This is a genomic window from Streptomyces sp. NPDC041068, assembly GCF_040647455.1.
Lineage (GTDB): Bacteria > Actinomycetota > Actinomycetes > Streptomycetales > Streptomycetaceae > Streptomyces.
This window is the reverse complement of record NZ_JBEZCG010000005.1, coordinates 440796-463088: the sequence shown is the minus strand read 5'-3', so window position 1 is coordinate 463088 and position 22293 is coordinate 440796. Positions and strand designations below refer to the sequence as shown.

Here is a 22293-nt window from a genome sequence, read left to right as displayed (position 1 = left end):
GCCCCGGGGTCAACCGGAGGTGCGATCCGTATCGAGCACATGTACTCCCCAAGGTGGAGGCCCGCTTAGCCTGCAGGCTGTGACGAACGACGATCAGAGGGCCCGACGGGGCGCCCCGCGCGGCTGGCGCGAGGCCATGGAGACCGCTCTGTACGGCCCTGACGGCTTCTACCGCAGCCCCGAGGGACCTGCCGGGCACTTCCGCACTTCCGTGCACGCCTCGCCCCTCTACGCGGGCGCGGTGGCACTGCTCCTGCGCCGCCTGGACGCCGCGCTCGGCCACCCCGCCGAACTGGCCTTCGTGGACATGGGCGCGGGCCGCGGCGAGCTGACCGCGGGCGTCCTGGCCGCGCTCCCGCACGACGTGGCGGCACGCGTGCGTGCGTACGCGGTCGAGCGCGCGGAGCGCCCCGCGGGCCTCGACGCGCGCATCGAGTGGCGGGCCACGCCCCCGGGCGGCGTCACGGGTCTGCTCTTCGCCAACGAGTGGCTGGACAACGTCCCCTTGGACATCGCCGAGGCGGCCGCCGACGGAACACCGCGCCATGTGCTCGTACGCGAGGACGGCACCGAGTCGCCGGGCGGTCCCGTCGAAGGGCCGGACGCCGAGTGGCTGGCCCGCTGGTGGCCGACGGACGCCGAGCCGGGGCTGCGCGCCGAGATCGGGCGCCCCCGGGACGAGGCGTGGGCGGCGGCCGCAGCGTCCCTCACGCGCGGCCTCGCGGTCGCCGTCGACTACGCCCACTCCCGGGAAGGACGCCCGCCGTTCGGGACGCTGACGGGCTTCAGGGCGGGCCGCGAGACGGCGCCGGTGCCGGACGGCAGCTGTGACATCACGGCCCATGTGGCGCTGGACGCCTGCGCTGCCGCCTGCCCGCAGGAGGGCGCCCTGCTGCTCACCCAGCGGGCGGCCCTCGGGGCGCTGGGCGTGAGCGGCGGCCGCCCGCCGCTGTCCCTGGCCTCCAGCGACCCGACGGCGTACGTACGCGCCCTCGCGCGCGCGGGAGAAGCCGCCGAACTCACCGCGCCCGGCGGGCTCGGGGACTTCGGGTGGCTGCTGCAGCCCGTCGGCGCGGGCCTCGACGCGGCCCTGCTCCTCGACGCGGACCTACTTGTCGATGTCCCCGACCACGAAGAACAGTGACCCCAGGATCGCCACCATGTCCGCGACCAGCTGGCCGGGCAGCAGCTCGGTCAGCGCCTGGATGTTGTTGTACGAGGCGGAGCGCAGCTTCAGGCGGTACGGGGTCTTCTCGCCCTTGCTGACCAGGTAGTAGCCGTTGATGCCGAGGGGGTTCTCGGTCCACGCGTACGTGTGCCCCTCGGGCGCCTTGAGGACCTTCGGGAGGCGCTGGTTGATCGGCCCCTGCGGCAGGTCGGCGAGCCGGTCCAGGCAGGCGTCGGCGAGGTCGAGGGCGTTGTGGGTCTGCTCCAGGAGGCACTCGAAGCGGGCCAGGCAGTCGCCCTCCTCGCGCGTGACGACCTTCAGGGTGTCCTGGAGTTCGGCGTACGCGAGATACGGCTCGTCGCGGCGCAGGTCGAAGTCGACTCCGGAGGCGCGGGCGATGGGACCGCTCACTCCGTAGGCATGCACCGCCTCGGGCGTGAGGACGCCGACGCCGCGTGTGCGGCCCCGGAAGATCTCGTTGCCGAGCACCAGACGGTCGTACACGTCCATGCGCGAGCGCACCGAGGCGACCGCCGCACGCGCGCGTGAAGCCCATCCCGCGGGCAGGTCCTCCTTGAGGCCGCCGACGCGGTTGAACATGTAGTGCATGCGGCCGCCGGAGATCTCCTCCATCACGTTCTGGAGTTCCTCGCGCTCGCGGAACGCATGGAACACCGGGGTGATTCCGCCCAGTTCGAGGGGGTACGACCCGAGGAACATCAGGTGGTTGAGTACGCGGTTCAGCTCGGCGAGCAGCGTGCGCATCCACACGGCACGCTCGGGGACCTCCATGCCGAGCATCCGCTCCACGGCCATCACGACGCCCAGCTCGTTCGAGAACGCCGACAGCCAGTCGTGGCGGTTGGCCAGCATCACGATCTGCCGGTAGTCCCGCGCCTCGAAGAGCTTCTCCGCACCGCGGTGCATATAGCCGATGACCGGCTCCGCGTGCTGGATCCGCTCGCCGTCCAGGACGAGGCGCAGGCGGAGCACGCCGTGCGTGGACGGGTGCTGAGGGCCGATGTTGAGCACCATGTCGGTGCTCTCGGCCGCTCCGCCGATGCCGAGCGTGGTCTCCGTGGTGGTCTCCGTCGTGGGACTCATGGGCACAGTCTCTCGCACGCGCTCTCGTCCGTACGCGGCTGTCGGAGGTCGTACGTAGGCTTGAGGCATGGAATCGGGGACGGTGGGGCCCGCAGGACCGGCGGGGGCACGGACGGAGCCGGTGTGGACCGGTCTGCCACGAGGGCTGCTCAAGATGCGGCGGCTCCTTCTCGTGGTCTGGCTGGTGCCGCTCGCGGTGGCCGTCGGCGTGCTGCTCGGCCTCTTCGCGGGACCCGCCTGGGCGGCCTTCGCCGCGGTGCCGCTCGCCTTCGTGGCGTGGGGCTGGCCGATGCTGGGCCGCAACTGGCGCTCGTGGCGGTATGCCGAGCGCGCCGACGACCTGCTCATCAGCCGGGGCGTGCTCTGGCGCGAGGAGACCGTCGTGCCGTACGGCCGCATGCAGCTCGTCGAGGTGACATCGGGCCCCGTGGAGCGGCACTTCGGGCTTGCGAGCGTGCAACTGCACACCGCGGCGGCGGCGACCGACGCGTGCATCCCCGGGCTGCTCCCCGAGGAGGCGGAGCGGCTGCGCGACCGCCTGACCGAACTCGGCGAGGCACGATCGGCGGGGCTGTGAACGGCGAGCGGTCCGTGGACGACGTACACGAGATCTCCGACGGCGGCGGCCCGGTGGAGGGCGGCGGAAGCGGCACGGCGGACGGCAGCGTGGCGGACGGCAGCGGCACGGCGGACGGCGGCGTGGCGCACGAGCGGCGGCTGCACCCCGTCACGCCCCTGCGCCGCGCCTGGGCGCCCTTTGCGATCCTGGTGGGCTGGGCCGTCCACGACCCGAACGGCACACAGCAGCGCCTCTCCGAACTGACCGCCGCCACCCTGCTCCTGGGCAGCGCGGCGGTGATCATCGGCGGCGCCCTCTACGGCTTCCTCAGCTGGTGGTTCACGCACTTCTCGGTCACCGACACCGAACTGCGCATCCGCACCGGCCTGTTCTTCCGCCGTACCGCCCACATCCGGCTCGACCGGCTCCAGGCCGTCGACGTGACGCGGCCCCTGCTGGCCCGCATCGTGGGCGTCGCCAAGCTCAAGCTGGACGTCATCGGGACGGAGGACAAGGACGAGCTGGCCTACCTCGGTGAGCGGGAGGCATCCGAGCTGCGGGCCGAACTCCTCGCGCGGGCGGCCGGCTTCGCCCCCGAGGAGGCACGCGAGGTCGGCGAGGCCCCCGTGCGGAACCTGCTGCACGTACAGCCGCGCATGCTCGCCGTCTCCCTGATGCTGACCGGCGCGCCCTGGGCGATGCTCGTCGCCGCGACCGTGGTGCCGACCTTCCTGTGGTTCGCCACGCACAACCTGTGGACGGTCCTCGCGACCGCCCTGCCCATGCTGGGCGGCGCGTTCGCGAGCAGCGGCGGGCGCTTCATCAAGGAGTACGACTGGACGGTGGGCGAATCCCCGGACGGCCTCCGCATCGACCACGGGCTGCTCGACAAGGCCCATGAGACGGTGCCGCCGGGCCGGGTGCAGACCGTGCACATCGTCCAGCCGATGCTGTGGCGGCGGCACGGCTGGGTGCGGGTCGAGCTGGACGTGGCGGGCTCCTCCAACAGCGTCCTGGTGCCGGTCGCTCCCCGGGAGCACGCGGAGGCGGTGATCGGCCGGGTCCTGCCGGGCGTGCGCGTGCCGGACGCGGCCGAGCTGGTGCGGCCGCCCGCGCGCGCGGCGTGGTGCGTGCCGCTCTGGTGGAAGGGGTACGGCCTCGCGGTCACGGACGCGGTCTTCGCCGCGCGCCACGGCCGGCTCAAGCGCCGCCTCTCCCTGGTGCCGCACGCCAAGGTACAGAGCGTGCAGCTCTCCCAGGGGCCCTGGGAGCGGTACAAGGACGTGGCCGACGTCCGCGTGCACACGGGCGCCAACAAGACGGTGACGGCCCGCCTGCGCCCCGCGGACGAGGCGGCGGCCCTGCTCCACTCCCAGGCGGACCGCTCCCGCACGGGGCGCAGGGAGGCGGTACCGGAGCGGTGGATGGCTTCGTAGCCCCTTACGGAGCACGAGGAGGCGCCCCGTAAGGGGCGCGGGGAACCGCGCGACCAGCCACAGCGAACCCGCAGGTTCCAGACGGCCCCGAACCGCCCCACCCAGCGGAGCGCTACGCCCGCAGGGCCGTCCGCAGCTCCGCCACGTCGATCTGTTCCGTCTCGTCATGGGCCGTCAGGTCGATGACCTGGCCCACGCCCCGCGCCGCGTCGTCCTCGGACGCGTCCCTGAACTCCGCCTCGGCCTCGGCCTTGTGGACGGCGAGTGCCTCCTCGCCCACCACGTCGGCGAGGTCCTCGTTCTGCACGGACTCCAGCGCCGCGGGCGCCAGGCTCTTCGTGCCGAAGAAGTCGAAGCCGCCCTGGGGCACCGGGCGTCGTGCCTGCGCGGGCGGCGCGACGGCGACCGCGCGCTCGTGCCCGCCGTACCCATCGGCCGCCCCGGGCTTCCCCCGCGACTCGTCCTCCGCTTCCGCCCCCGCCGCGACCGCCGCTTGCCGGGTCTGCGGAACTCGCGGGGCCGACGGGGCTTGTGGGGTCATGCGGTCGAGTGCCGCGTTGGCCCGCAGGAAGAGCGACGGCGTGGGGCTCGCGCCCGGCCGCGCGGAGGGGCGGGGCGTCTCGGCACCCGCGGGGCTCTGCGTGTTCTCCGGCTTGTCCGGCATCTCCGTACGGGGCTTCTCCGCGCGCGGCTTCTCCGTACGCGAGTCCTCCGTACCCGAGTCCTCCGTACGCGGCTTCTCCGTACGCGGCTTCTCCGTACGGGACTTGCCCGCCGGGGCACCGGCTCGCACCGCGGGGACCAGGTCCTCGGCGCCGGTACCCGCGTCCGCGGCCGGCAGCGCGGGCGCCGTCGACGACGCCTCTATGGCGAGCAGCCGCCGCCCTTCGAGGGCGCTGGCCCGCTCGGTCTCCGCGGTGGCGTACCGCCGCAGGAGCGCTGCGTGTTCATTGCGCAGCGCGGCCAGCTCGGACCGCTTGGCGCGCAGCTTCGTCTCCAGCTTGCCCCGCAGCTCGCGGGACTCCTCGAGGTCGGACTCGGCCTCGGCTATCCGTTCCTCGAAGCGCCACTCGTCGCTCGCGCGGGCGCGGACCAGCTCGGCGACGCGCTTGCCGGCCGCCTGGTCCCAGCGGCGCATGACGACCGAGCCGACGACGGCAGCGGCGGCCGCGGCCGCGACGAGCCCGCGGAGCACGACCGGTTCCGCAAACATCCAGGCGCCGCCGGCGCAGAGAACTGAGACGCCTGCGACCGTCGAGGGGGGAAGCAGCCTGTGCAGGGGTGGGGAATGGCGGTGACGTCCACGTGGCATGGCCAGAAACTTACCGCGCGTAGGCGAAGTCTGGTGCCCCGCCCACCAAAAAGCAGGTGCCACAACCGTAACTCGCCACAACTCCCCACCCCTCCTCCGCTTTGCTTCAGCGCTCAACTTCCGCTTCGCCCGCGAAACTTCTCCCGGACTTCATGATCAACTTCCGATCGCCGCCGGATCCGGCTCTGATCCGGCTCTGATCCGGCTCTGATCCGGCTCTGATCCGCTTGTGTCCTACTTCTTGATCAGGCCCTTCGACTCCAGATACTCCCTCGCGACATCCGCTTCCTTCTGACGCTCCTCGTCGACCTTCCGGTTGAGTTCGATGAGGTCTTCCGTCGTGAGCGTCTCGGTCAGCTTCCCGAGCGCGTCGGCTATCTCCTTGTCGCCCGCCTCATCGGCGTTCACCACAGGGAGGATGTTGTCCGCGTTCTGCAGCTTCTTGTCGTCCTCGAGGATCACGAGGTCGAAGTTCTTCAGCGTCGCGTCGGTCGTCGTGGTCAGCACCAATTGGTCCGTGCCGTTCTTGACGGCCTGCTTGGACTGCGTGGTGCCGACGCCCTTGGGGTCGATTCCGGCGACGTCGATGCCGTACTTCTTCTTCAGACCCGGCGCGCAGAAGGGCCGCGTCTCGCATTCGTCGCCCGCCGCGATCTTGACCTTCTCACCGGACTTTCCGAGATCCGAGAGCGTCTTGAGCTTGTGCTCCTCGGCGTATTCCTTGGAGACCGCGAACGCGTTCTGGTCGACCGCCTTGCCCGCCGGGAGAACCTTCAGACCCTGCGGCTTCGCGAGCTTCTCCAGAGCGCTCACCGTGGCGTCGAGATCACTGGAGGCGACCGGCTTCGCCTTCGGGCCGTTCTTCTCCAGGTTGAGGAATTCCGCGAGGGTCGCCGCGTATTCGGGCGCTATGTCGATCGAGCCCTTCTTCAGCTCCGGCTTGTAGATCTCGCGGTTCTGCACGGTCTTGACCTGCGCGTCATAACCGGCGTCCTCCAGGACGCCCGCATAGAGCTCGGCGAGAACCTTCTGCTCGGTGAACCGCGCGGAACCCACCACGAGCGAACCCTTCTTGTCGCCGCCCGCCTTGTCCGACCCCTTGCCGTCGTCCTCCAGGCTGTCCCCGCCACACGCGGCGAGCCCCGCGGTCAGCGCCACGACGGCCGCGGCCGCCCCTGCCATCCGTCGCGCGCGACGCGTTGTGCTGTTCATCGGTGAACCACCATTTCGAAAGGAAGGAATCAGAACTCACTGCGCCGCCCCCGGCCGGACCCACTGCACCGCGCCCGGCCGACCGCCGCGCTCACCGGACCGCGCCGCTCCGGCGCCTCATCGGGTCGAAGACCCGCCCCGCCAGCACCAGCACGCCCTCCACGAGCAGCGCGAGCAGCGCCACCAGGACGGCGCCCGCGACCACTTGGTGCGTGTTCTGCAGGTTGAACCCGGCCGTGATGATCCGGCCGAGGCCGCCCTCGCCCGCCATCGCGGCGAGCGTGGCCGTCGCGACGACCTGTACACCGGCGGACCGGACACCCGTCATGATCAGCGGGTACGCGAGCGGCAGCTCGACCCGCGCGAACAACTGGCCGCCGCTCATGCCCATCCCGCGCGCGGCCTCCACCACCGCCCTGTCCACCTCGCGCATCCCGAGGTAGGCGTTGGTCAGCAGCGGCGGCACCGCGAACAGCACCAGGGCGATCAGCGTCGGAGCGTCGCCCTGCTCGCCGAGCGGTGTGAGCGTGAGCAGGATCAGCAGGGCCAGGGTGGGCACCGCGCGACCGACGTTGGAGATGTTGACCGCGAGAGCGCCGCCCTTGCCGATGTGGCCGAGGTAGAGCGCGAGGGGCAGTGCGATCACGCAGGCGATGGCCAGACAGACCCCGCTGAAGTACAGATGCTCGGCGAGGCGGTGCCACACCCCCTTCTCGCCCTGCCAGTTGGCACTCGTGGTCAGCCACTCCCACGCACCGGTGATCGCGTTCATGCAGGTTCAGCCACCTTGGCCACGGCCGCCTTGCGCGACGCACGGTTCGTCCGTATTCGATGGGCTCTCGTCCATGGGGTCAGCCAGCGCTGGAGGCCGAGGAGCAGCAGGTCGGCGACGACGGCGAGGAGCACGCACAGGACCGATGCCGTGAGCACCTGGGCCCGGAAGGTCGTGTCGAGGCCGTCGAGGATGAGGGTGCCGAGGCCGCCGTAGTCCACGATGGCGCCGACGGTGGTCAGCGCGACCGTGGAGACCGTGGTGATGCGGACACCGGCCAGCAACGCGGGCAGCGCGAGCGGCAGTTCCACCTCCCACAGGAGTCTCAGCGGGCCGTACCCCATCCCCTTGGCGGCGTCTCTGGCCTCTTCGGGGACGGCCTGGAGGCCGGCCAGGATGTTCCGCACGAGGACCGTGAGGGAGTACAGCACGAGGCCTGTGACGACCAGGGAGACCGAGAGTCCGAAGAAGGGCAGGAGCAGCGAGAACATCGCCAGCGAGGGGACCGAGTAGAGCACGGTCGTCACGCCGAGGATCGGTCCCGCGAGGAAGCGCCAGCGCCGCGCGAGCAGCGCGAGCGGCAGGGACACGGCGACGCCTATCGCCACGGCGGCGACCGTGATCCCGACATGCTGAAGGGTCGCGTCGATCAACTCCTGGCTGCGGGTGCGGAGATATTCCCCGCAGATCCAGTCGTTCGTCACCAGACAGTTCTGCTCGGCCACGCGCCCCACCTCCCCCGAATCCCCGGACGTATGCCGCACACACGTCCCCCCGTGTCTGGCGACCCTAACGCGCGGCACTGACAATCGCCGAGACTCGTTGTATTGCCGCAACATGGCCTTCACGCAAAGCCCGCCGCCACCCTCCACAATGGGGAACCATGATCCGGTTCGAGCACGTCACCAAGCGCTACGCGGACGGCACCACAGCCGTCGACGATCTGTCCTTCGAGGTCGCCGAGGGTGAACTGGTCACGCTCGTCGGCCCGTCGGGCTGCGGCAAGACGACGACGATGAAAATGGTGAACCGGCTCATCGAGCCGAGCGAAGGACGGATATTCGTCGACGGCGACGACATATCCGGAATCGATCCGGTCCAACTCCGGCGCCGCATCGGCTATGTCATCCAGCAGGTCGGCCTCTTCCCGCACAAAACAGTGATCGAGAACACGGCGACCGTCCCGCATCTCCTCGGCGTCAAACGCGGCAAGGCCCGCGAGCGCGCCGCCGAACTCCTCGACCTGGTCGGCCTCGACCCCGCCGTCTTCGGCGACCGCTATCCCGAACAGCTCTCCGGCGGCCAGCGCCAGCGCGTCGGCGTGGCCCGCGCCCTCGCGGCCGATCCGCCGGTGCTCCTGATGGACGAGCCGTTCGGCGCGGTCGACCCGGTCGTGCGCGAGCACCTCCAGAACGAGTTCCTCCGCCTCCAGCAGGCAGTGCGCAAGACCGTGCTCTTCGTCACGCACGACATCGAGGAGGCCGTCCGCCTCGGCGACCGCATCGCCGTCTACGGCCACGGCCGCATCGAGCAGTTCGACACCCCCTCGACGGTCCTCGGCGCCCCCGCCAACGACTACGTGGCCGACTTCGTCGGCGCGGACCGCGGCCTGAAGCGCCTCTCGGTGACCCCGATCGAGGAGGGCGACCTGGAACAGCCACCCGTGGTGCACCTCGACGACCCGCTGCCCAGGGAACTCGACGCCCGCTGGGCCGTCGTCCTGGACGGCGAGAACAACCTGCACGGCTGGCTCTCCGCCGAGCACGCGCGCGTGGGCAGCGGCACGGTCCGCGAGCACGCCCGCCGCATGGAGGCGTGGCTCCCGGTCGGCGCGAGCCTCAAGCAGGCGTTCGCGACGATGCTGCAGCACGACGCGGGTTGGATCGCGGTCATCGACAAGGACAGCGAGGGCCGCTTCCTGGGCGTGCTGACCCCGGCCCGGCTGCACGAGGCGCTGCGCCGCTCCACGGCGGCGGACGCGCGCGACATCGCGCGCGAAGAGGTCGAGTTGGAGACGGTCGCAGCTATCGGCACGCCCTGAGCGACCATCGGCACGCCCTGAGCGGCCAACGGCACGCCCTGAGCCTTCGCGCGCCGCCGAGCAGTGCTCAGCTGTCGCTCAGCCGCCCGCTGATCCACTGCAGCGTCGCGGGGATCTCCCTGCGCCAGGTGTTGAAGTTGTGCCCACCGCTGTCGAGCGTGATGGACGAGACGCGCGTGGGCGACTTCACCTTGTCGATGAACTTCAAGGTGTCGTGGTAGTTGTCCTCGCCCTGCTTGCTGCTGGTCACCAGGAGGGACGTCTTGGGCGCCGGCATGTGGTCGAGGTACCACATCAGGTCGGCGCGCCGCTCCAACTCCTTGTCGCCGTGGAAGAGATCACCGGTGGTGACGTCGATCGGCGCCTTGTAGTACGCGGAAAGGCCCGCTCCCGCGCCGTACTTGTCCGGGTGGTGCACGGCGAGCTTCAGGGCGCAGTAGCCGCCCGTGGAGTCGCCGATGATGCCCCAGTTCTCGGCCTTGGTGCCCACCCTGTAGTGCTGCGATATCGCGCCCGGCAGGTCCTTGGCGAAGAAGGTCTCGGTCTGCGGGCCGCCGGGGATGTCCACGCACTCGGTGTCGCGCGGCGGCGCCACGGTCGGCCGCATCATGATCAGGATCATCGGCTGCATCGTGCCGTCGGCGGCCTGCCGGTGGGCGGTCTGCGGGTAGTGCAGGCCCTTGATGAGCGCCTCGGCGGTGCCCGGGTAGCCGGTGAGGACCACGGACGCGGGGAACTTGCGGTTCTTGTACTGGGGCTGGAAGTACTCGGGCGGCAGGTAGACGTAGGCGGGGCTGCCTATTTTCGACTCCTTTCCGCCGACCTCGATCTTCTGGATCTGGCCGCCGGTGGCGGGCCGACCGCCGCCGGGCACGTTCACGGTCTGGGTGTCGACGACCTTGACGGGCCCTGATCCTCCTTTGGCCGGATCGTGGTCCACCACCACTCCGGGGGCGGTCTCCTGGCCGAAGAGGTCGGCCCACGTGGCGTAGAAGCCGAAGGCCTGGTTGGTGGCGAGACCCACCGAGGCGAAGATGGCTATCTGGGTGGCGATGAGCAGCCCGATACGGCCCGTGATCGCCTTCCAGCTGCGTCGGGCGAGCCGCGGCCAGAGCCAGATGGTGCCGACGAAGAGCAGTACGGCCAGCAAGACCGCAAGGGCGAGGACCTTGTTGCTCGTGAGTCCCATGGGGTGTTCCTGCCTGCGCTTTCTACACTTTGCCGGGGGTTGCCGCGGCGTCTGCCTTTGCCGGGGGTCGCCGCGGCGCCTGTCTTCGCCGGGGTCTGCCGCGGCGTGACCGGACCGAGCCGGAGCTTCGCCGGCCTGGGTCGGCGGCCTTGCCTGAGCTTTTCCAGCCGTTTCCGGTCGGGAATGAACCCGTTCCCCTGAAGGACCGTCCTAGAGGGCGCAATGGTGCCGGATGCCGTTTTGGCACCGGATTAAAGCTCTCTCGCAGAACTACGGGATGCGATGTCTGTCAGGATAGATGGGGAAATGTCGGGTGGGGTTCCGGACAGTGAGGACCGCCACGGTGGCCGGATCCGCCGGGTACTGCGCGGTCCGCGCCCCGAGGCCGTACCGACCCTCGTCGCCAGAGCCTGCGCCCTCGTCGGCCTGCTGAATGTAGCGGCAGGTGTCTTCCCCCGCTTCCGGCACAGCCGCATGCACGCCATCGCCGAGGTCCTGCCCGGCGCGCTCGGCCCCTTCGCGGCCGCCCTCGCGCTCAGCTCGGGCATCCTGCTGCTCCTGCTCGCGCACGGCCTGCGCCGCAACAAGCGGCGGGCCTGGCGGGCCGCCGTGGTGCTGCTCCCCGCGGGTGCCGTGGCGCAGTTCGCGTACCGGCACTCGGTCATCGGTGTCGTGATCTCCCTCGCGCTCCTGGCGCTGCTGTTGCGCCATCGGAGTGAGTTCACGGCGCTGCCCGATCCGCGCAGCCGCTGGCGCGCGCTGGCCAACTTCGTCCTCCTCGGAGCCGGTTCGATCGTCCTGGGCCTGGTGATCGTCAGCGTCCACCCCGGGAAGGTCATCGGGGACCCGAGCATCACGGAGCGCCTGGAGCACGTCCTGTACGGACTCTTCGGCTTCGAAGGGCCCGTCGACTACTACGGACGCACATCCTGGACGGTTGGTTTCTCCCTCGGCGCCCTCGGCATGCTGACCGCGCTCACCACCATTTACCTGGCCTTCCGCCCCGAGCACCCGGCCGCGCGCCTCACCGAGGACGACGAGACCAAGCTGCGCGCGCTGCTCGACAAGCACGGCGGCCGCGACTCGCTGGGCCACTTCGCGCTCCGCCGCGACAAGGGCGTCGTCTTCTCCCCCAGCGGCAAGGCCGCCGTCACCTACCGCGTCGTCTCCGGAGTGATGCTCGCCAGCGGCGACCCGATCGGCGACGTCGAGGCCTGGCCCGGCGCGATCGAGCGCTTCATGGACGAGGCCAAGCTGCACTCCTGGACACCCGCCGTCATGGGCTGCTCCGAGACGGGCGGCGAAGTCTGGACCCGCGAGACCGGCCTCGACGCCCTCGAACTGGGCGACGAGGCGGTGGTGGACGTCGCGGATTTCTCCCTGTCCGGGCGTGCGATGCGCAACGTACGCCAGATGGTCAAGCGGATCGAGCGCAATGGCTACGAGACGCGCGTACGGCGCATCCGTGACCTCGGTGAGCAGGAGCTCGCCAAGATCCAGCGCGCCGCGGACGACTGGCGCGGCACCGACACCGAGCGCGGCTTCTCCATGGCGCTCGGCCGCATCGGCGACCCGAACGACGGCGACTGTCTGATCGCCACCGCCCACAAGGCCGACGAGGAGCCGGGTGCCTACGGCGACCTGAAGGCCGTCCTGCACTTCGTCCCCTGGGGCAAGGACGGCGTCTCCCTGGACCTCATGCGCCGCGACCGCTCGGCCGACCCCGGCATGAACGAGCTGCTGATCGTCGCCGCCCTGCAGGCCGCCCCGAAGCTCGGCATCGCGCGCGTGTCCCTCAACTTCGCGATGTTCCGCGCGGCCCTCGCCCGCGGCGAGAAGATCGGCGCGGGCCCGGTCCTGCGCGCCTGGCGCGGCCTGCTTGTCTTCCTGTCCCGCTGGTTCCAGATCGAGTCCCTGTACAAGTTCAACGCGAAGTTCCGCCCCCGCTGGGAGCCCCGCTTCGTCGTCTACCGCTCCAGCAAGGACCTGCCCCGCATCGGCTTCGCCGCCATGCAGGCCGAGGGCTTCGTCACGCTCGCGCTGCCGCGCTTCCTGCGCAGGGGCACCCCCCAGCGCCGCCCCTGCCCGCACCAGGCGGCGGAGCGCGAGGTCCAGGCGGCGTAACGACGCCTCTTTCAGGCCTACGCTGGAGGCATGAGTACGTTGCGCGGGCGGGGATCGGTCCAGGGGCTGCCGGAGTGGGACCGCTGTGCGGTCATGGGCGTCGTGAACGTGACGCCGGACTCCTTCTCCGACGGCGGCCGCTGGTTCGACACGACGGCCGCCGTCAAGCACGGCGTCGACCTGGTCGCCCAGGGCGCCGACCTCGTCGACGTCGGCGGCGAGTCCACCCGCCCCGGCGCGTCCCGCGTGGACGAGGGCGAGGAACTCCGCCGCGTCGTGCCCGTCGTGCGGGGCCTGGCCGCCGAGGGCGTCACGGTCTCCGTGGACACCATGCGCGCCACCGTCGCCGAGCAGGCCCTGGCCGCCGGCGCCGTCCTCGTCAACGACGTCAGCGGCGGCCTCGCCGACCCGCGCATGGTCCCGGCGGTCGCCGCCGCCGGAGCTCCCTTCGTGGTCATGCACTGGCGCGGCTTCCTCACCGACATCCACGCCGAGCCGCACTACGAGGACGTGGTCTCCGAAGTCGTCGACGAGCTCCACGCGCGCGTGCGGGCCGCCATCGAGGGCGGCATCGCCCCCGAGCGCATCGTCGTCGACCCCGGCCTCGGCTTCTCCAAGGAGGCCGAGCACGACCTGGCGCTCCTCGCCCGCCTCGACCGGCTGCGCGAGCTGGGCCACCCGATCCTGGTCGCCGCCTCCCGCAAGAGGTTCCTCGGCCGGGTCCTCGCGGGCCCCGAGGGCGCCCCGCCGCCCGCCCGCGAGCGCGACGCCGCCACCGCCGCCGTCTCCGCCATCGCCGCCCACCAGGGCGCCTGGGCGGTCCGTGTGCACGAGGTGCGGGCGACGGCCGACGCGGTCCGTGTCGCCCAGGCCGTGACGGACGCGGCGGGCGGCCACCGGTGACCGAGGCCAGGACCGACGTCGAGCAGGTCGAGCTCGCCAACACCGCCTTCTACGAAGCTCTGGAACGCGGTGACTTCGACCAGGTGTCCGACCTGTGGATGGACTCCGAGGACACCGCCGGCGACGACGAGGGCGAGGAGACCACGGGCGACGCGATCTCCTGCGTCCACCCCGGCTGGCCGGTCCTCACCGGCCGCGGCGAGGTCCTCAGGTCGTACGCGCTGATCATGGCGAACACGGAGTACATCCAGTTCTTCCTGACCGACCTGAAGGTCGGCGTGGCCGGCGACACGGCCCTCGTCACGTGCACCGAGAACATCCTCAGCGGCGGCCCGCCCCCGGAGGGCGGCGGCGAGCTGGGCCCGCTCGTGGGCCAGCTCGTGGTCGCCACGAATGTGTTCCGCCGCACATCCGACGGATGGAAGCTGTGGTCGCACCACGCGTCACCCGTGCTTGCCGAAACCGACGACGACGAGGGCGACGAGACACCCTCCTGAGTGGGTAGGCCCTGGGAAGTGGTTGGGATCACTGGCCGCCGGGTATGGGCGGCTACCAGCCAGGAGCCGCAGCGCGAACGCGGTTCGACCGGCGTGCGCCGCGGCGGCCGACAGGCCCCGCGGGCGAGCACTGTCAGTGCTCGCAGGTAGATTCGATTGAGGCTGGTGTGCCGACCGCACTCGGTGCAGGCCTGCCGATACCGACGATTGCAGGAGTGATTCGCGTGGATCGTGTCGCGCTGCGCGGCCTCAAGGCCCGCGGGCACCACGGTGTCTATCCGCGGGAGCGCGAAGAGGGCCAGACCTTCATCGTGGACCTGGTGCTTGGTCTGGACACGCGAGCGGCCGCGGCCGACGACGACCTGGCGAAGACCGTGCACTACGGAATCGTGGCCGAGGAGGTCGTGGGCGTCGTCGAGGGCGAGCCCGTCGACCTGATCGAGACGCTCGCCGAGCGCATCGCCCAGACGTGTCTGAAGCACGACGGAGTCCTGGAGGTCGAGGTGTGCGTGCACAAGCCGGACGCCCCGATCACCGTCCCCTTCGACGATGTGACCGTCACCATCACCCGGAGCCGAGTATGACTGCGCCCTTCAAAGCGGGTCAGAGCGACCCGACCGTCCAGCCGGTGCCCACCTCCGTGGTCGAGCAGGTCGACGCCGCGGACACGACCCTGTCCAACCCCAAGCGCGCCGTGATCTCCCTCGGCAGCAATCTCGGCAACCGCCTGGAGACGCTGCAGGGCGCCATCGACGCCCTTGAGGACACCCCCGGCCTGCGGGTCAAGGCCGTCTCTCCGGTGTACGAGACCGAGCCGTGGGGCGTGGAACCCGGTTCCCAGCCCTCGTACTTCAACGCGGTCGTCGTGGTGAAGACGACCCTGCCGCCCTCCTCGCTCCTGGAGCGCGCACAGGCAGTGGAGGAAGCCTTCCACCGCGTCCGCGACGAGCGCTGGGGCCCGCGCACGATCGACGTGGACATCGTGGCGTACGCCGACGTGGTCTCCGACGACCCGACGCTCACCCTGCCCCACCCGCGCGCGCACGAGCGCGCCTTCGTCCTCGCCCCCTGGCACGACGTCGAGCCCGAGGCCCAGCTGACCGGCCGCGGCCCGGTGGCGCAGCTGCTCGACACGGTCACCCGTGACGGCGTCGCTCCCCGCGCGGACCTGGAACTCCGGCTGCCGGAGTAGTCGTTGGAGAAGGCGGTCGAGGAAAGCAAGCGATGAAGGGTCACCCGTGAAGCAACTGCGTATCAGGACGCTGGTCGGCCTCTTCCTCGCGGCCGGAGTGCTGTCCTGGTCGGGCGCCCGCCTGTGGGACTCCGTCGGCACGCTGCCGCGGGTTCCGCTGGCCGCGCCGATCGTGCTCGCGGTGATCGCCGTCGTCCTGCTCTCGACGGCGCTCTCGCTGCGCTCGCGCCTGCGCGCCCAGCGCGAGCGCCGCCCCGACGCGAAGGGCGTCGAGCCGATGATGGCGGCCCGCGCCGTCGTGTTCGGCCAGGCCAGCGCCTTGGTGGCGGCCCTCGTCGCCGGGATGTACGGCGGCACGGGCGCCTTCCTCCTCGAGTTCCTCGACGTCCCGGCCCGCCGCGACCAGGCGATCTACGCCGGCCTCTCGGTCCTGATGGGCATCGCGGTGATAGCGGCCGCCTTCTTCATGGAGCGGGTCTGCAAGCTCCCTGAGGACGACGACGAGAGCGGCGGAGCGACCTCGGCGGCCTAGGGGCCACCGAGCCCCTCCCGGCGCCTCACAGGCCCCTACAGCGCCGACTGACTCCCCTGTCCCGGCCCCTGGCACTTGAGCGCCGAAGTGGTCCCCAGCTCCGGCTCGACTGCGTGCTCGCGCCGGACTGCCCACTCGCATGTGCCGTGCACGCAGCCTTCAGCCCGGCTCGGGCCCGTGTCCCACACATGGCGCCTCAACCACCGACCGCGGACGGCAAGTTGAGACGCTGATCCGAAATCGACCCCGGTCAGCGGGCCATGATCAGGCTCATCGCCTCATTGCGCGTCGCGGGGTCCCTCAGCTGGCCGCGGACCGCCGAGGTGATCGTCTTGGCGCCGGGCTTGCGTACGCCGCGCATCGTCATGCACATGTGCTCGCACTCCACGACCACGATGACGCCGCGCGGCTCCAGGATCTCCATCAGGGAGTCGGCGATCTGCGTGGTCAGGCGCTCCTGGACCTGGGGGCGGCGCGCGTACACGTCCACGAGGCGGGCCAGCTTCGACAGGCCGGTGATCTTGCCGTCGGAGGACGGGATGTACCCGACGTGGGCGACGCCCACGAACGGCACCAGGTGGTGCTCGCAGGAGCTCATCACCTCGATGTCCTTCACCAGGACCATCTCGTCGTGCCCCAGGTCGAACGTCGTCGTCAGGACGTCCTCGGGCTTCTGCCACAGGCCCGCGAATATCTCCCGGTACGCCCGCGCGACGCGCGCCGGGGTCTCCAGGAGGCCCTCACGGTCGGGGTCCTCCCCCACGGCGATCAGCAGCTCACGCACGGCGTTCTCGGCACGCTTCTCGTCGAACTCACCGATCGAGCCCTCGCCGTCCAGCGTCACCGGGTCGGTCATCTCTTGCCTCGTTCCTGTGCGTCTCGCGCGGGCGTACGAAAATGCCGCGCCCCCCAGGCTAGAACCTGGGGGGCGCGGCATCCATTCCGGGCCTGATGAGGCGCAGGGGGTCAGCTCTCGGGGCGGTCCTCCGGGGCCACCTCGATGGGCTGCTCCTTGCTCGTGGTGATCGCGGGGGTGGCGCCGTTCGCACCGTTCGTCAGCGACAGCTCCTTGGGGGAGAGCACCGGCGGGCGGGTCGAGGGCGTACGCCGCGAGGAGCCGGTCCACGCCGGGCGGGCCGGGCGCTTCACGATTCCGGCGAAGACCTCGGCGATCTGCTCCTTGCCGAGGGTCTCCTTCTCGAGGAGCTGGAGAACCAGGTTGTCGAGGATGTCGCGGTTCTCGACGAGGATCTCCCACGCTTCGTTGTGCGCGGTCTCGATGAGCTTCTTGACCTCTTCGTCGACCAGCGCGGCGACCTCTTCCGAGTAGTCCCGCTGGTGCGACATCTCGCGCCCGAGGAACGGCTCGGTGTTGTCCCCGCCGAACTTGATCGCGCCGAGACGCTCGGTCATGCCGTACTGCGTGACCATCGCGCGAGCGGTGGCCGTGGCCTTCTCGATGTCGTTCGCCGCGCCCGTGGTCGGGTCGTGGAAGACGAGCTCCTCGGCCGCGCGCCCGCCCAGCATGTATGCCAGCTGGTCGAGCATTTCGTTGCGCGTGGTGGAGTACTTGTCCTCGTCGGGCAGGACCATGGTGTAACCCAGGGCCCGGCCGCGCGACAGGATCGTGACCTTGTGGACCGGGTCCGAGTTCGGCGAGGCCGCCGCGACCAGGGCGTGTCCGCCCTCGTGGTACGCGGTGATCTTCTTCTCCTTGTCGGACATGATCCGGGTCCGCTTCTGCGGGCCGGCCACGACACGGTCGATCGCCTCGTCCAGCATGAGGTTGTCGATCAGCTTCTTGTCGCTGCGGGCGGTCAGGAGCGCGGCCTCGTTGAGGACGTTGCTCAGGTCCGCGCCGGTGAAGCCCGGCGTGCGCCGCGCGACCGCCGACAGGTCGACGTCCGGAGCGACCGGCTTGCCCTTCTGGTGAACCTTGAGGATCTCCAGACGGCCCTGCATGTCCGGGCGGTCGACGGCGATCTGCCGGTCGAAGCGGCCGGGACGCAGCAGCGCCGGGTCGAGGATGTCGGGCCGGTTCGTGGCGGCGATCAGGATGACGCCGCCCTTCACGTCGAAGCCGTCCATCTCGACGAGCAGCTGGTTCAGCGTCTGCTCGCGCTCGTCGTGACCACCGCCGAGACCGGCACCACGGTGGCGGCCCACCGCGTCGATCTCGTCGACGAAGACGATCGCCGGGGCGTTCGCCTTGGCCTGCTCGAAGAGGTCACGCACACGGGAGGCACCGACACCGACGAACATCTCGACGAAGTCGGAACCGGAGATCGAGTAGAACGGAACCCCGGCCTCACCGGCGACGGCACGCGCGAGCAGCGTCTTACCGGTACCGGGCGGGCCGTAGAGGAGCACGCCCTTGGGGATCTTGGCGCCGACGGCCTGGAACTTCGCCGGCTCCTGCAGGAACTCCTTGATCTCGTGGAGCTCCTCGACTGCCTCGTCGGACCCCGCCACATCGGCGAAGGTCGTCTTCGGGGTGTCCTTGGTGATCAGCTTGGCCTTGGACTTCCCGAAGTTCATGACCCGGGAGCCGCCGCCCTGCATCTGATTCATCAGGAACAGGAAGACAACGACGATGAGGACGAAGGGGAGCAGCGAGAGCAGGATGCCGACGAACGGGTTCTGCTTCGACGGCGAGACGGTATAACCGTCCGGGATGTCCTTGGTCTGGTACTTGGACTGCAGGGTCTTGGCCAGCTCGACGCCCTGGTCGCCGATGTAGCTCGCCTGGATCTTGCTGCTGTCCTTGACCTTCTGGCCGTCCTTGAGCTCGACCTTGATGATCTGCTCGTCACCGGTGGTGAGCTTGGCCGACTCGACCTTGTTCTCGTTGATCGCCTGGACGACCTGGCCGGTGTCCACCGTCTTGTAGCCACCGGACGAGCCGACGACCTGCATCAACACGACCACGGCAAGGACGGCCAGCACGATCCACATGACTGGCCCACGGAAGTATCGCTTCACGTCCATCCATACGGAGCGATGACGCCCCGTCCCTCCTGCCATAGTGAGTTTGATAAAGACTGTTCTTCGGACGGTACCCCAGCATTGTGACCCGAAGCCGCACGGGACGGCTGGCAATCCCGCCTTCGCATGCTCCAACGCGGGGAAACGGGTGAGGGTTCCCCGGCGCCGTGCACGGCCTTACGGAGCGTCAGCCTCCGTAGACGTGCGGAGCGAGCGTTCCGACAAACGGGAGGTTGCGGTACTTCTCCGCGAAGTCGAGGCCGTAGCCCACGACGAACTCGTTCGGGATGTCGAAGCCGATCCACTTCACGTCGATCGCGACCTTCGCCGCCTCCGGCTTGCGAAGGAGCGTGCACACCTCGAGGGAGGCGGGCTCGCGCGAGCCGAGGTTGGAGAGCAGCCAGGACAGCGTCAGACCGGAGTCGATGATGTCCTCGACGATCAGGACGTGCTTGCCCTTGATGTCGGTGTCCAGGTCCTTGAGGATCCGTACGACGCCGGAGGACTGGGTGCCCGCGCCGTACGAGGACACGGCCATCCAGTCCATCGTGACGGGGGTGGACAGCGCGCGCGCCAGGTCCGCCATGACCATCACGGCGCCCTTGAGGACACCGACGATCAGCAGGTCCTTGCCCGCGTACTCCGCGTCGACCTTCGCGGCCAGCTCGGCCAGCTTCGCGTCGATCTCTTCCTTGGTGATGAGCACCGACTTGAGGTCGGTGCCCATGTCTTTCGCGTCCACCCGCATCACTTTCGGTCGTCCCACCGGCCGCACAGGGCCCACGGTGAACGTGGCCTCTCGTCAGCCTTGCCGGATCACCAGTCTGCCACCCTGTCGCTGAGCCACGACTTTGCCCGGGAGATTGATGGCTCCCTGGCCGCGCCAGCCGGTGATCAGACGGTCGACCTCTTCGATGTGCCGGGCGAACAGCGATCCGGCGGGCGCCCCGGCGTCGATGGCCGCCCTGCGCACGATGCGGCGGCGCACGGCGGGCGGCAGGGCGTAGAGCTTGGCGCACTCCAGGAGGCCCGCGGCGTCGCGCACGGTCGCCTCGGCCTGGGTGGCCCACGAGTCGAGGGCGTCGGCGTCGTCACGGGACAGCTGGGCCGTCCGGGCGAGCGCCTCGACGACACCCTTGCCGAGCGCCTTCTCCAGGGCGGGCAGGCCCTCGTGGCGCAGCCGGGAGCGGGTGTACGCCGGGTCGGTGTTGTGCGGGTCGTCCCAGACGGGCAGCGACTGGACCATGCAGGCCTTGCGGGCCGTCTGCCGGTCGATGTGCAGGAAGGGACGGCGGTAACGGCCCGCGACCCCCGAGATCGCGGCCATTCCGGAGAGGGAGCGGATCCCGGAGCCGCGGGCGAGGCCGAGCAGGACGGTCTCGGCCTGGTCGTCGCGGGTGTGGCCGAGCAGGACCGCGGCCGCTGAATGCCGTTCGGCGGCGGCATCCAGGGCGGCGTAGCGGGCGTCGCGGGCGGCGGCCTCGGGGCCTCCGTCGCGGCCCACGTCCACGGCGACGGACTCGACCGGGGTCAGGCCGAGGGCCGTGAGGCGCACGACGACCTCGGCGGCGCGCAGGTCCGAGCCGGGCTGCAGGCCGTGGTCGACGGTGATGCCGCCGGCGCGGACACCGAGTTTGGGGGCCTCGAAGGCGAGGGCGGAGGCGAGCGCCATGGAGTCGGCGCCGCCGGAGCATGCGACGAGCACGAGCGGCGGCGGGGCCTGCTCGTGTGGGGGGTCGTTCTCGGAGCTGCGCTGTACGTCGGTCAGTACGTCGTGGAGTACGCGGCGGACCGCCAGGCGTATCGCCGCGACCGCAGGATGGGGACCCATGTCCGGTTCCCTTCATGAAGTTCGGGGGGTGAGCCTCGGACCAATCACTCAGGACCCACTCCGGAGACCGGGCCTGGTCTTCGCCAGACCTCGGAATCCCGAGTTTCAGTCACTCAGAGTGTGTCGATGGTGACAGAGCCGAGCCGTTCCCCGAGCATTGCACGCCTACCCATCGCCTACGGTCCCTCGGACGGGTGATTGCGGGGGCGTTCTCCTGCCGTCGGCCGCATCCGGTCCCTCAGTCTCCCTTACGGTGCACCCTCGCGACCCAGTCCGCCGGTTTGGCGATCTCCGCCTTAGTGGGCAGCGTGTTCGGGGACGTCCAGACGCGGTTGAAGCCGTCCATGCCGACCTCGTCCACCACCGCGCGCACGAAGCGCTCGCCGTCGCGATATTGGCGCAATTTCGCGTCGAGCCCCAGGAGCTTGCGCAGCGCCTGGTCCAGGCGGCTCGCGCCGCGGGCCCTGCGCTCCTTGAACTTCTCGCGGATCTCGCCCACGGAGGGCACCACGGCCGGGCCCACGCCGTCCATCACGAAGTCCGCGTGGCCTTCCAGGAGGGACATCACGGCTGTCAGGCGGGCGAGGATCTCGCGCTGGGCGGGGGTCTGGACGATCTCGACGAGGGAGCGGCCGCCGTCGTCCTCCTCGCCCTCGGGGCGGCCTCCCGCGAGCGACTGGGCGGCCTCCCTGACGCGCTCCAGGACGGTCATCGGGTCGACCTCGGTCTCGCCGAGGAACGACTGGATCTCGCCTTCGAGGTGGTCGCGCAGCCAGGGCACGGCGGTGAACTGGGTGCGGTGGGTCTCCTCGTGGAGGCAGACCCAGAGCCTGAAGTCGTGGGGGTCGACGTCCAGTTCGCGCTCGACGTGCACGATGTTCGGGGCGACGAGGAGGAGCCTGCCGCCGCCGTTCGCCCCCGCGGGGAGGTCGCGGGTGGCCGGGGCGAAGGTCTCGTACTGCCCGAGGACGCGGGAGGCGAGGAAGGAGAGCAGCATGCCCAGCTCCACGCCGGTGACCTTGCCGCCGACCGCGCCGAGGACGGCGCCGCCGGGACCGCTGCCCCTGCGGTCCTGCATCTTGTCCAGGAGGGGCTTGAGGATCTCCCTGAAGCCCGCCACGTTGGCCCGGACCCAGCCTGCTCTGTCGACCACGAGGACCGGGGTGTCGTGGGTCTCCTCCGTGCCCATCTTCGTGAAGGAACGGACGTGTTCCTCCGAGGACTTGGCGTGCCGACGGAGCTCGGCGACGACGGCCCGCGCCTCGTCCCGGCTCACCTCTGGCCCCGGCCTCACGAGCCGGGTCGCGGTCGCCACCGCGAGATTCCAGTCGACCATCTCCGCACCACCGATGCTCGTCATGCGTCAACGGTACGTGGTCGCTCCCTCCTGCGGAGGGGCTTGCACCCCTGACGTTGCCCGGGAGCTCGGCCCCTAG

21 protein-coding genes are annotated in these 22293 nt (G+C 70.5%); 10 read left to right on the top strand and 11 right to left on the bottom strand.

Annotation, left to right across the window (positions count from 1 at the left end):
* Positions 1-136 precede the first annotated feature (136 nt).
* Positions 137-1144, top strand: a complete 1008-nt coding sequence (locus AB0B50_RS14535; protein ID WP_362330442.1) for an SAM-dependent methyltransferase — start codon at positions 137-139, stop codon at positions 1142-1144.
* Here AB0B50_RS14535 and AB0B50_RS14530 read toward each other — a convergent pair.
* Positions 1109-2272 carry an NADH-quinone oxidoreductase subunit D gene (locus AB0B50_RS14530; protein WP_362330248.1) on the bottom strand — a complete coding sequence of 388 codons (1164 nt, stop codon included), beginning with the start codon at positions 2270-2272 and terminating at the stop codon, positions 1109-1111. The two genes, AB0B50_RS14535 and AB0B50_RS14530, sit on opposite strands and share 36 nt — an antisense overlap.
* Before the next feature lie 67 nt (positions 2273-2339).
* Between AB0B50_RS14530 and AB0B50_RS14525 the strand changes: the two genes are divergently transcribed.
* Both AB0B50_RS14525 and AB0B50_RS14520 read left to right on the top strand, forming a co-directional pair.
* Entirely contained in the window at positions 2340-2849 is a 510-nt protein-coding gene (locus AB0B50_RS14525; protein ID WP_362330245.1) for a PH domain-containing protein, read from the top strand.
* 89 nt (positions 2850-2938) lie between these two features.
* Positions 2939-4267 carry a PH domain-containing protein gene (locus tag AB0B50_RS14520; RefSeq protein WP_362330440.1) on the top strand — a complete coding sequence of 443 codons (1329 nt, stop codon included), beginning with the start codon at positions 2939-2941 and terminating at the stop codon, positions 4265-4267.
* Positions 4268-4379: 112 nt separating this feature from the next.
* Here the strand turns inward: AB0B50_RS14520 and AB0B50_RS14515 are convergent, their stop codons facing one another.
* The 4 genes from AB0B50_RS14515 to AB0B50_RS14500 form a co-directional block, all read right to left on the bottom strand.
* On the bottom strand, positions 4380-5579 hold the full coding sequence (locus AB0B50_RS14515) for a hypothetical protein (RefSeq protein WP_362330243.1): 1200 nt from the start codon (positions 5577-5579) through the stop codon (positions 4380-4382).
* A gap of 234 nt (positions 5580-5813) precedes the next feature.
* On the bottom strand, positions 5814-6791 hold the full coding sequence (locus tag AB0B50_RS14510; RefSeq protein ID WP_362330240.1) for an ABC transporter substrate-binding protein: 978 nt from the start codon (positions 6789-6791) through the stop codon (positions 5814-5816).
* Positions 6792-6882: 91 nt separating this feature from the next.
* Complete coding sequence (locus AB0B50_RS14505) at positions 6883-7563, bottom strand: ABC transporter permease (RefSeq protein WP_362330238.1); 681 nt, start codon at positions 7561-7563, stop codon at positions 6883-6885.
* Complete coding sequence (locus AB0B50_RS14500; RefSeq protein ID WP_362330233.1) at positions 7560-8288, bottom strand: ABC transporter permease; 729 nt, start codon at positions 8286-8288, stop codon at positions 7560-7562. Before AB0B50_RS14500 ends, AB0B50_RS14505 begins: the two co-directional genes overlap by 4 nt.
* Before the next feature lie 158 nt (positions 8289-8446).
* On the opposite strand from AB0B50_RS14500, the gene AB0B50_RS14495 reads away from it, so the two are divergent.
* On the top strand, positions 8447-9604 hold the full coding sequence (locus AB0B50_RS14495; RefSeq protein WP_362330230.1) for a betaine/proline/choline family ABC transporter ATP-binding protein: 1158 nt from the start codon (positions 8447-8449) through the stop codon (positions 9602-9604).
* Between the two features lie 67 nt (positions 9605-9671).
* Here the strand turns inward: AB0B50_RS14495 and AB0B50_RS14490 are convergent, their stop codons facing one another.
* Entirely contained in the window at positions 9672-10793 is a 1122-nt protein-coding gene (locus tag AB0B50_RS14490; protein WP_362330227.1) for an alpha/beta hydrolase-fold protein, read from the bottom strand.
* Positions 10794-11099: 306 nt separating this feature from the next.
* Here AB0B50_RS14490 and AB0B50_RS14485 point away from each other — a divergent pair, with 306 nt between their 5' ends.
* The 6 genes from AB0B50_RS14485 (at position 11100) to AB0B50_RS14460 (ending at position 16041) form a co-directional block, all read left to right on the top strand.
* Complete coding sequence (locus AB0B50_RS14485) at positions 11100-12917, top strand: phosphatidylglycerol lysyltransferase domain-containing protein (protein ID WP_362330224.1); 1818 nt, start codon at positions 11100-11102, stop codon at positions 12915-12917.
* 30 nt (positions 12918-12947) lie between these two features.
* Positions 12948-13820, top strand: a complete 873-nt coding sequence (gene folP, locus AB0B50_RS14480; protein WP_362330221.1) for a dihydropteroate synthase — start codon at positions 12948-12950, stop codon at positions 13818-13820.
* Positions 13817-14317, top strand: coding sequence for a nuclear transport factor 2 family protein (locus AB0B50_RS14475; protein ID WP_362330218.1), 501 nt, complete (start codon positions 13817-13819; stop codon positions 14315-14317). Before folP ends, AB0B50_RS14475 begins: the two co-directional genes overlap by 4 nt.
* A 224-nt stretch (positions 14318-14541) precedes the next feature.
* The gene (gene folB, locus AB0B50_RS14470) at positions 14542-14901 is read left to right on the top strand and encodes a dihydroneopterin aldolase (protein ID WP_362330215.1); all 360 of its coding nucleotides are present in this window, start codon (positions 14542-14544) and stop codon (positions 14899-14901) included.
* Positions 14898-15509 (top strand): 2-amino-4-hydroxy-6-hydroxymethyldihydropteridine diphosphokinase, encoded by a 612-nt coding sequence (folK, locus tag AB0B50_RS14465; protein ID WP_362330212.1) that lies wholly within the window; start codon positions 14898-14900, stop codon positions 15507-15509. The genes folB and folK overlap by 4 nt, the downstream gene beginning before the upstream one ends.
* 46 nt (positions 15510-15555) lie before the next feature.
* Positions 15556-16041: a DUF3180 domain-containing protein gene (locus tag AB0B50_RS14460; protein WP_362330210.1), complete on the top strand. Its 486-nt coding sequence runs from the start codon at positions 15556-15558 to the stop codon at positions 16039-16041.
* A gap of 250 nt (positions 16042-16291) precedes the next feature.
* Here AB0B50_RS14460 and folE read toward each other — a convergent pair whose 3' ends face one another.
* The 5 genes from folE to AB0B50_RS14435 form a co-directional block, all read right to left on the bottom strand.
* Positions 16292-16897 carry a GTP cyclohydrolase I FolE gene (gene folE, locus AB0B50_RS14455; RefSeq protein ID WP_361171138.1) on the bottom strand — a complete coding sequence of 202 codons (606 nt, stop codon included), beginning with the start codon at positions 16895-16897 and terminating at the stop codon, positions 16292-16294.
* A 110-nt stretch (positions 16898-17007) separates the two neighbouring features.
* Entirely contained in the window at positions 17008-19029 is a 2022-nt protein-coding gene (gene ftsH, locus AB0B50_RS14450; RefSeq protein ID WP_362330207.1) for an ATP-dependent zinc metalloprotease FtsH, read from the bottom strand.
* 184 nt (positions 19030-19213) lie between these two features.
* Positions 19214-19774, bottom strand: a complete 561-nt coding sequence (hpt, locus tag AB0B50_RS14445; protein WP_055565725.1) for a hypoxanthine phosphoribosyltransferase — start codon at positions 19772-19774, stop codon at positions 19214-19216.
* 54 nt (positions 19775-19828) lie between these two features.
* Positions 19829-20857 (bottom strand): tRNA lysidine(34) synthetase TilS, encoded by a 1029-nt coding sequence (tilS, locus tag AB0B50_RS14440; protein ID WP_362330204.1) that lies wholly within the window; start codon positions 20855-20857, stop codon positions 19829-19831.
* A gap of 238 nt (positions 20858-21095) precedes the next feature.
* The gene (locus AB0B50_RS14435; protein WP_362330202.1) at positions 21096-22217 is read right to left on the bottom strand and encodes a zinc-dependent metalloprotease; all 1122 of its coding nucleotides are present in this window, start codon (positions 22215-22217) and stop codon (positions 21096-21098) included.
* Between the last annotated feature and the right edge of the window lie 76 nt (positions 22218-22293).

Coding starts and splice junctions, on each gene's coding strand:
- ftsH (WP_362330207.1), bottom strand. CDS start 19,029: ATGGACGTGAAGCGATACTTCCGTGGGCCAGTCATGTGGATCGTGCTG.
- AB0B50_RS14490 (WP_362330227.1), bottom strand. CDS start 10,793: ATGGGACTCACGAGCAACAAGGTCCTCGCCCTTGCGGTCTTGCTGGCC.
- hpt (WP_055565725.1), bottom strand. CDS start 19,774: ATGCGGGTGGACGCGAAAGACATGGGCACCGACCTCAAGTCGGTGCTC.
- AB0B50_RS14510 (WP_362330240.1), bottom strand. CDS start 6,791: ATGAACAGCACAACGCGTCGCGCGCGACGGATGGCAGGGGCGGCCGCG.
- AB0B50_RS14495 (WP_362330230.1), top strand. CDS start 8,447: ATGATCCGGTTCGAGCACGTCACCAAGCGCTACGCGGACGGCACCACA.
- folE (WP_361171138.1), bottom strand. CDS start 16,897: ATGACCGACCCGGTGACGCTGGACGGCGAGGGCTCGATCGGTGAGTTC.
- AB0B50_RS14535 (WP_362330442.1), top strand. CDS start 137: ATGGAGACCGCTCTGTACGGCCCTGACGGCTTCTACCGCAGCCCCGAG.
- folP (WP_362330221.1), top strand. CDS start 12,948: ATGAGTACGTTGCGCGGGCGGGGATCGGTCCAGGGGCTGCCGGAGTGG.
- tilS (WP_362330204.1), bottom strand. CDS start 20,857: ATGGGTCCCCATCCTGCGGTCGCGGCGATACGCCTGGCGGTCCGCCGC.
- AB0B50_RS14525 (WP_362330245.1), top strand. CDS start 2,340: ATGGAATCGGGGACGGTGGGGCCCGCAGGACCGGCGGGGGCACGGACG.
- AB0B50_RS14485 (WP_362330224.1), top strand. CDS start 11,100: ATGTCGGGTGGGGTTCCGGACAGTGAGGACCGCCACGGTGGCCGGATC.
- AB0B50_RS14515 (WP_362330243.1), bottom strand. CDS start 5,579: ATGCCACGTGGACGTCACCGCCATTCCCCACCCCTGCACAGGCTGCTT.
- folK (WP_362330212.1), top strand. CDS start 14,898: ATGACTGCGCCCTTCAAAGCGGGTCAGAGCGACCCGACCGTCCAGCCG.
- AB0B50_RS14530 (WP_362330248.1), bottom strand. CDS start 2,272: ATGAGTCCCACGACGGAGACCACCACGGAGACCACGCTCGGCATCGGC.
- AB0B50_RS14435 (WP_362330202.1), bottom strand. CDS start 22,217: ATGACGAGCATCGGTGGTGCGGAGATGGTCGACTGGAATCTCGCGGTG.
- AB0B50_RS14505 (WP_362330238.1), bottom strand. CDS start 7,563: ATGAACGCGATCACCGGTGCGTGGGAGTGGCTGACCACGAGTGCCAAC.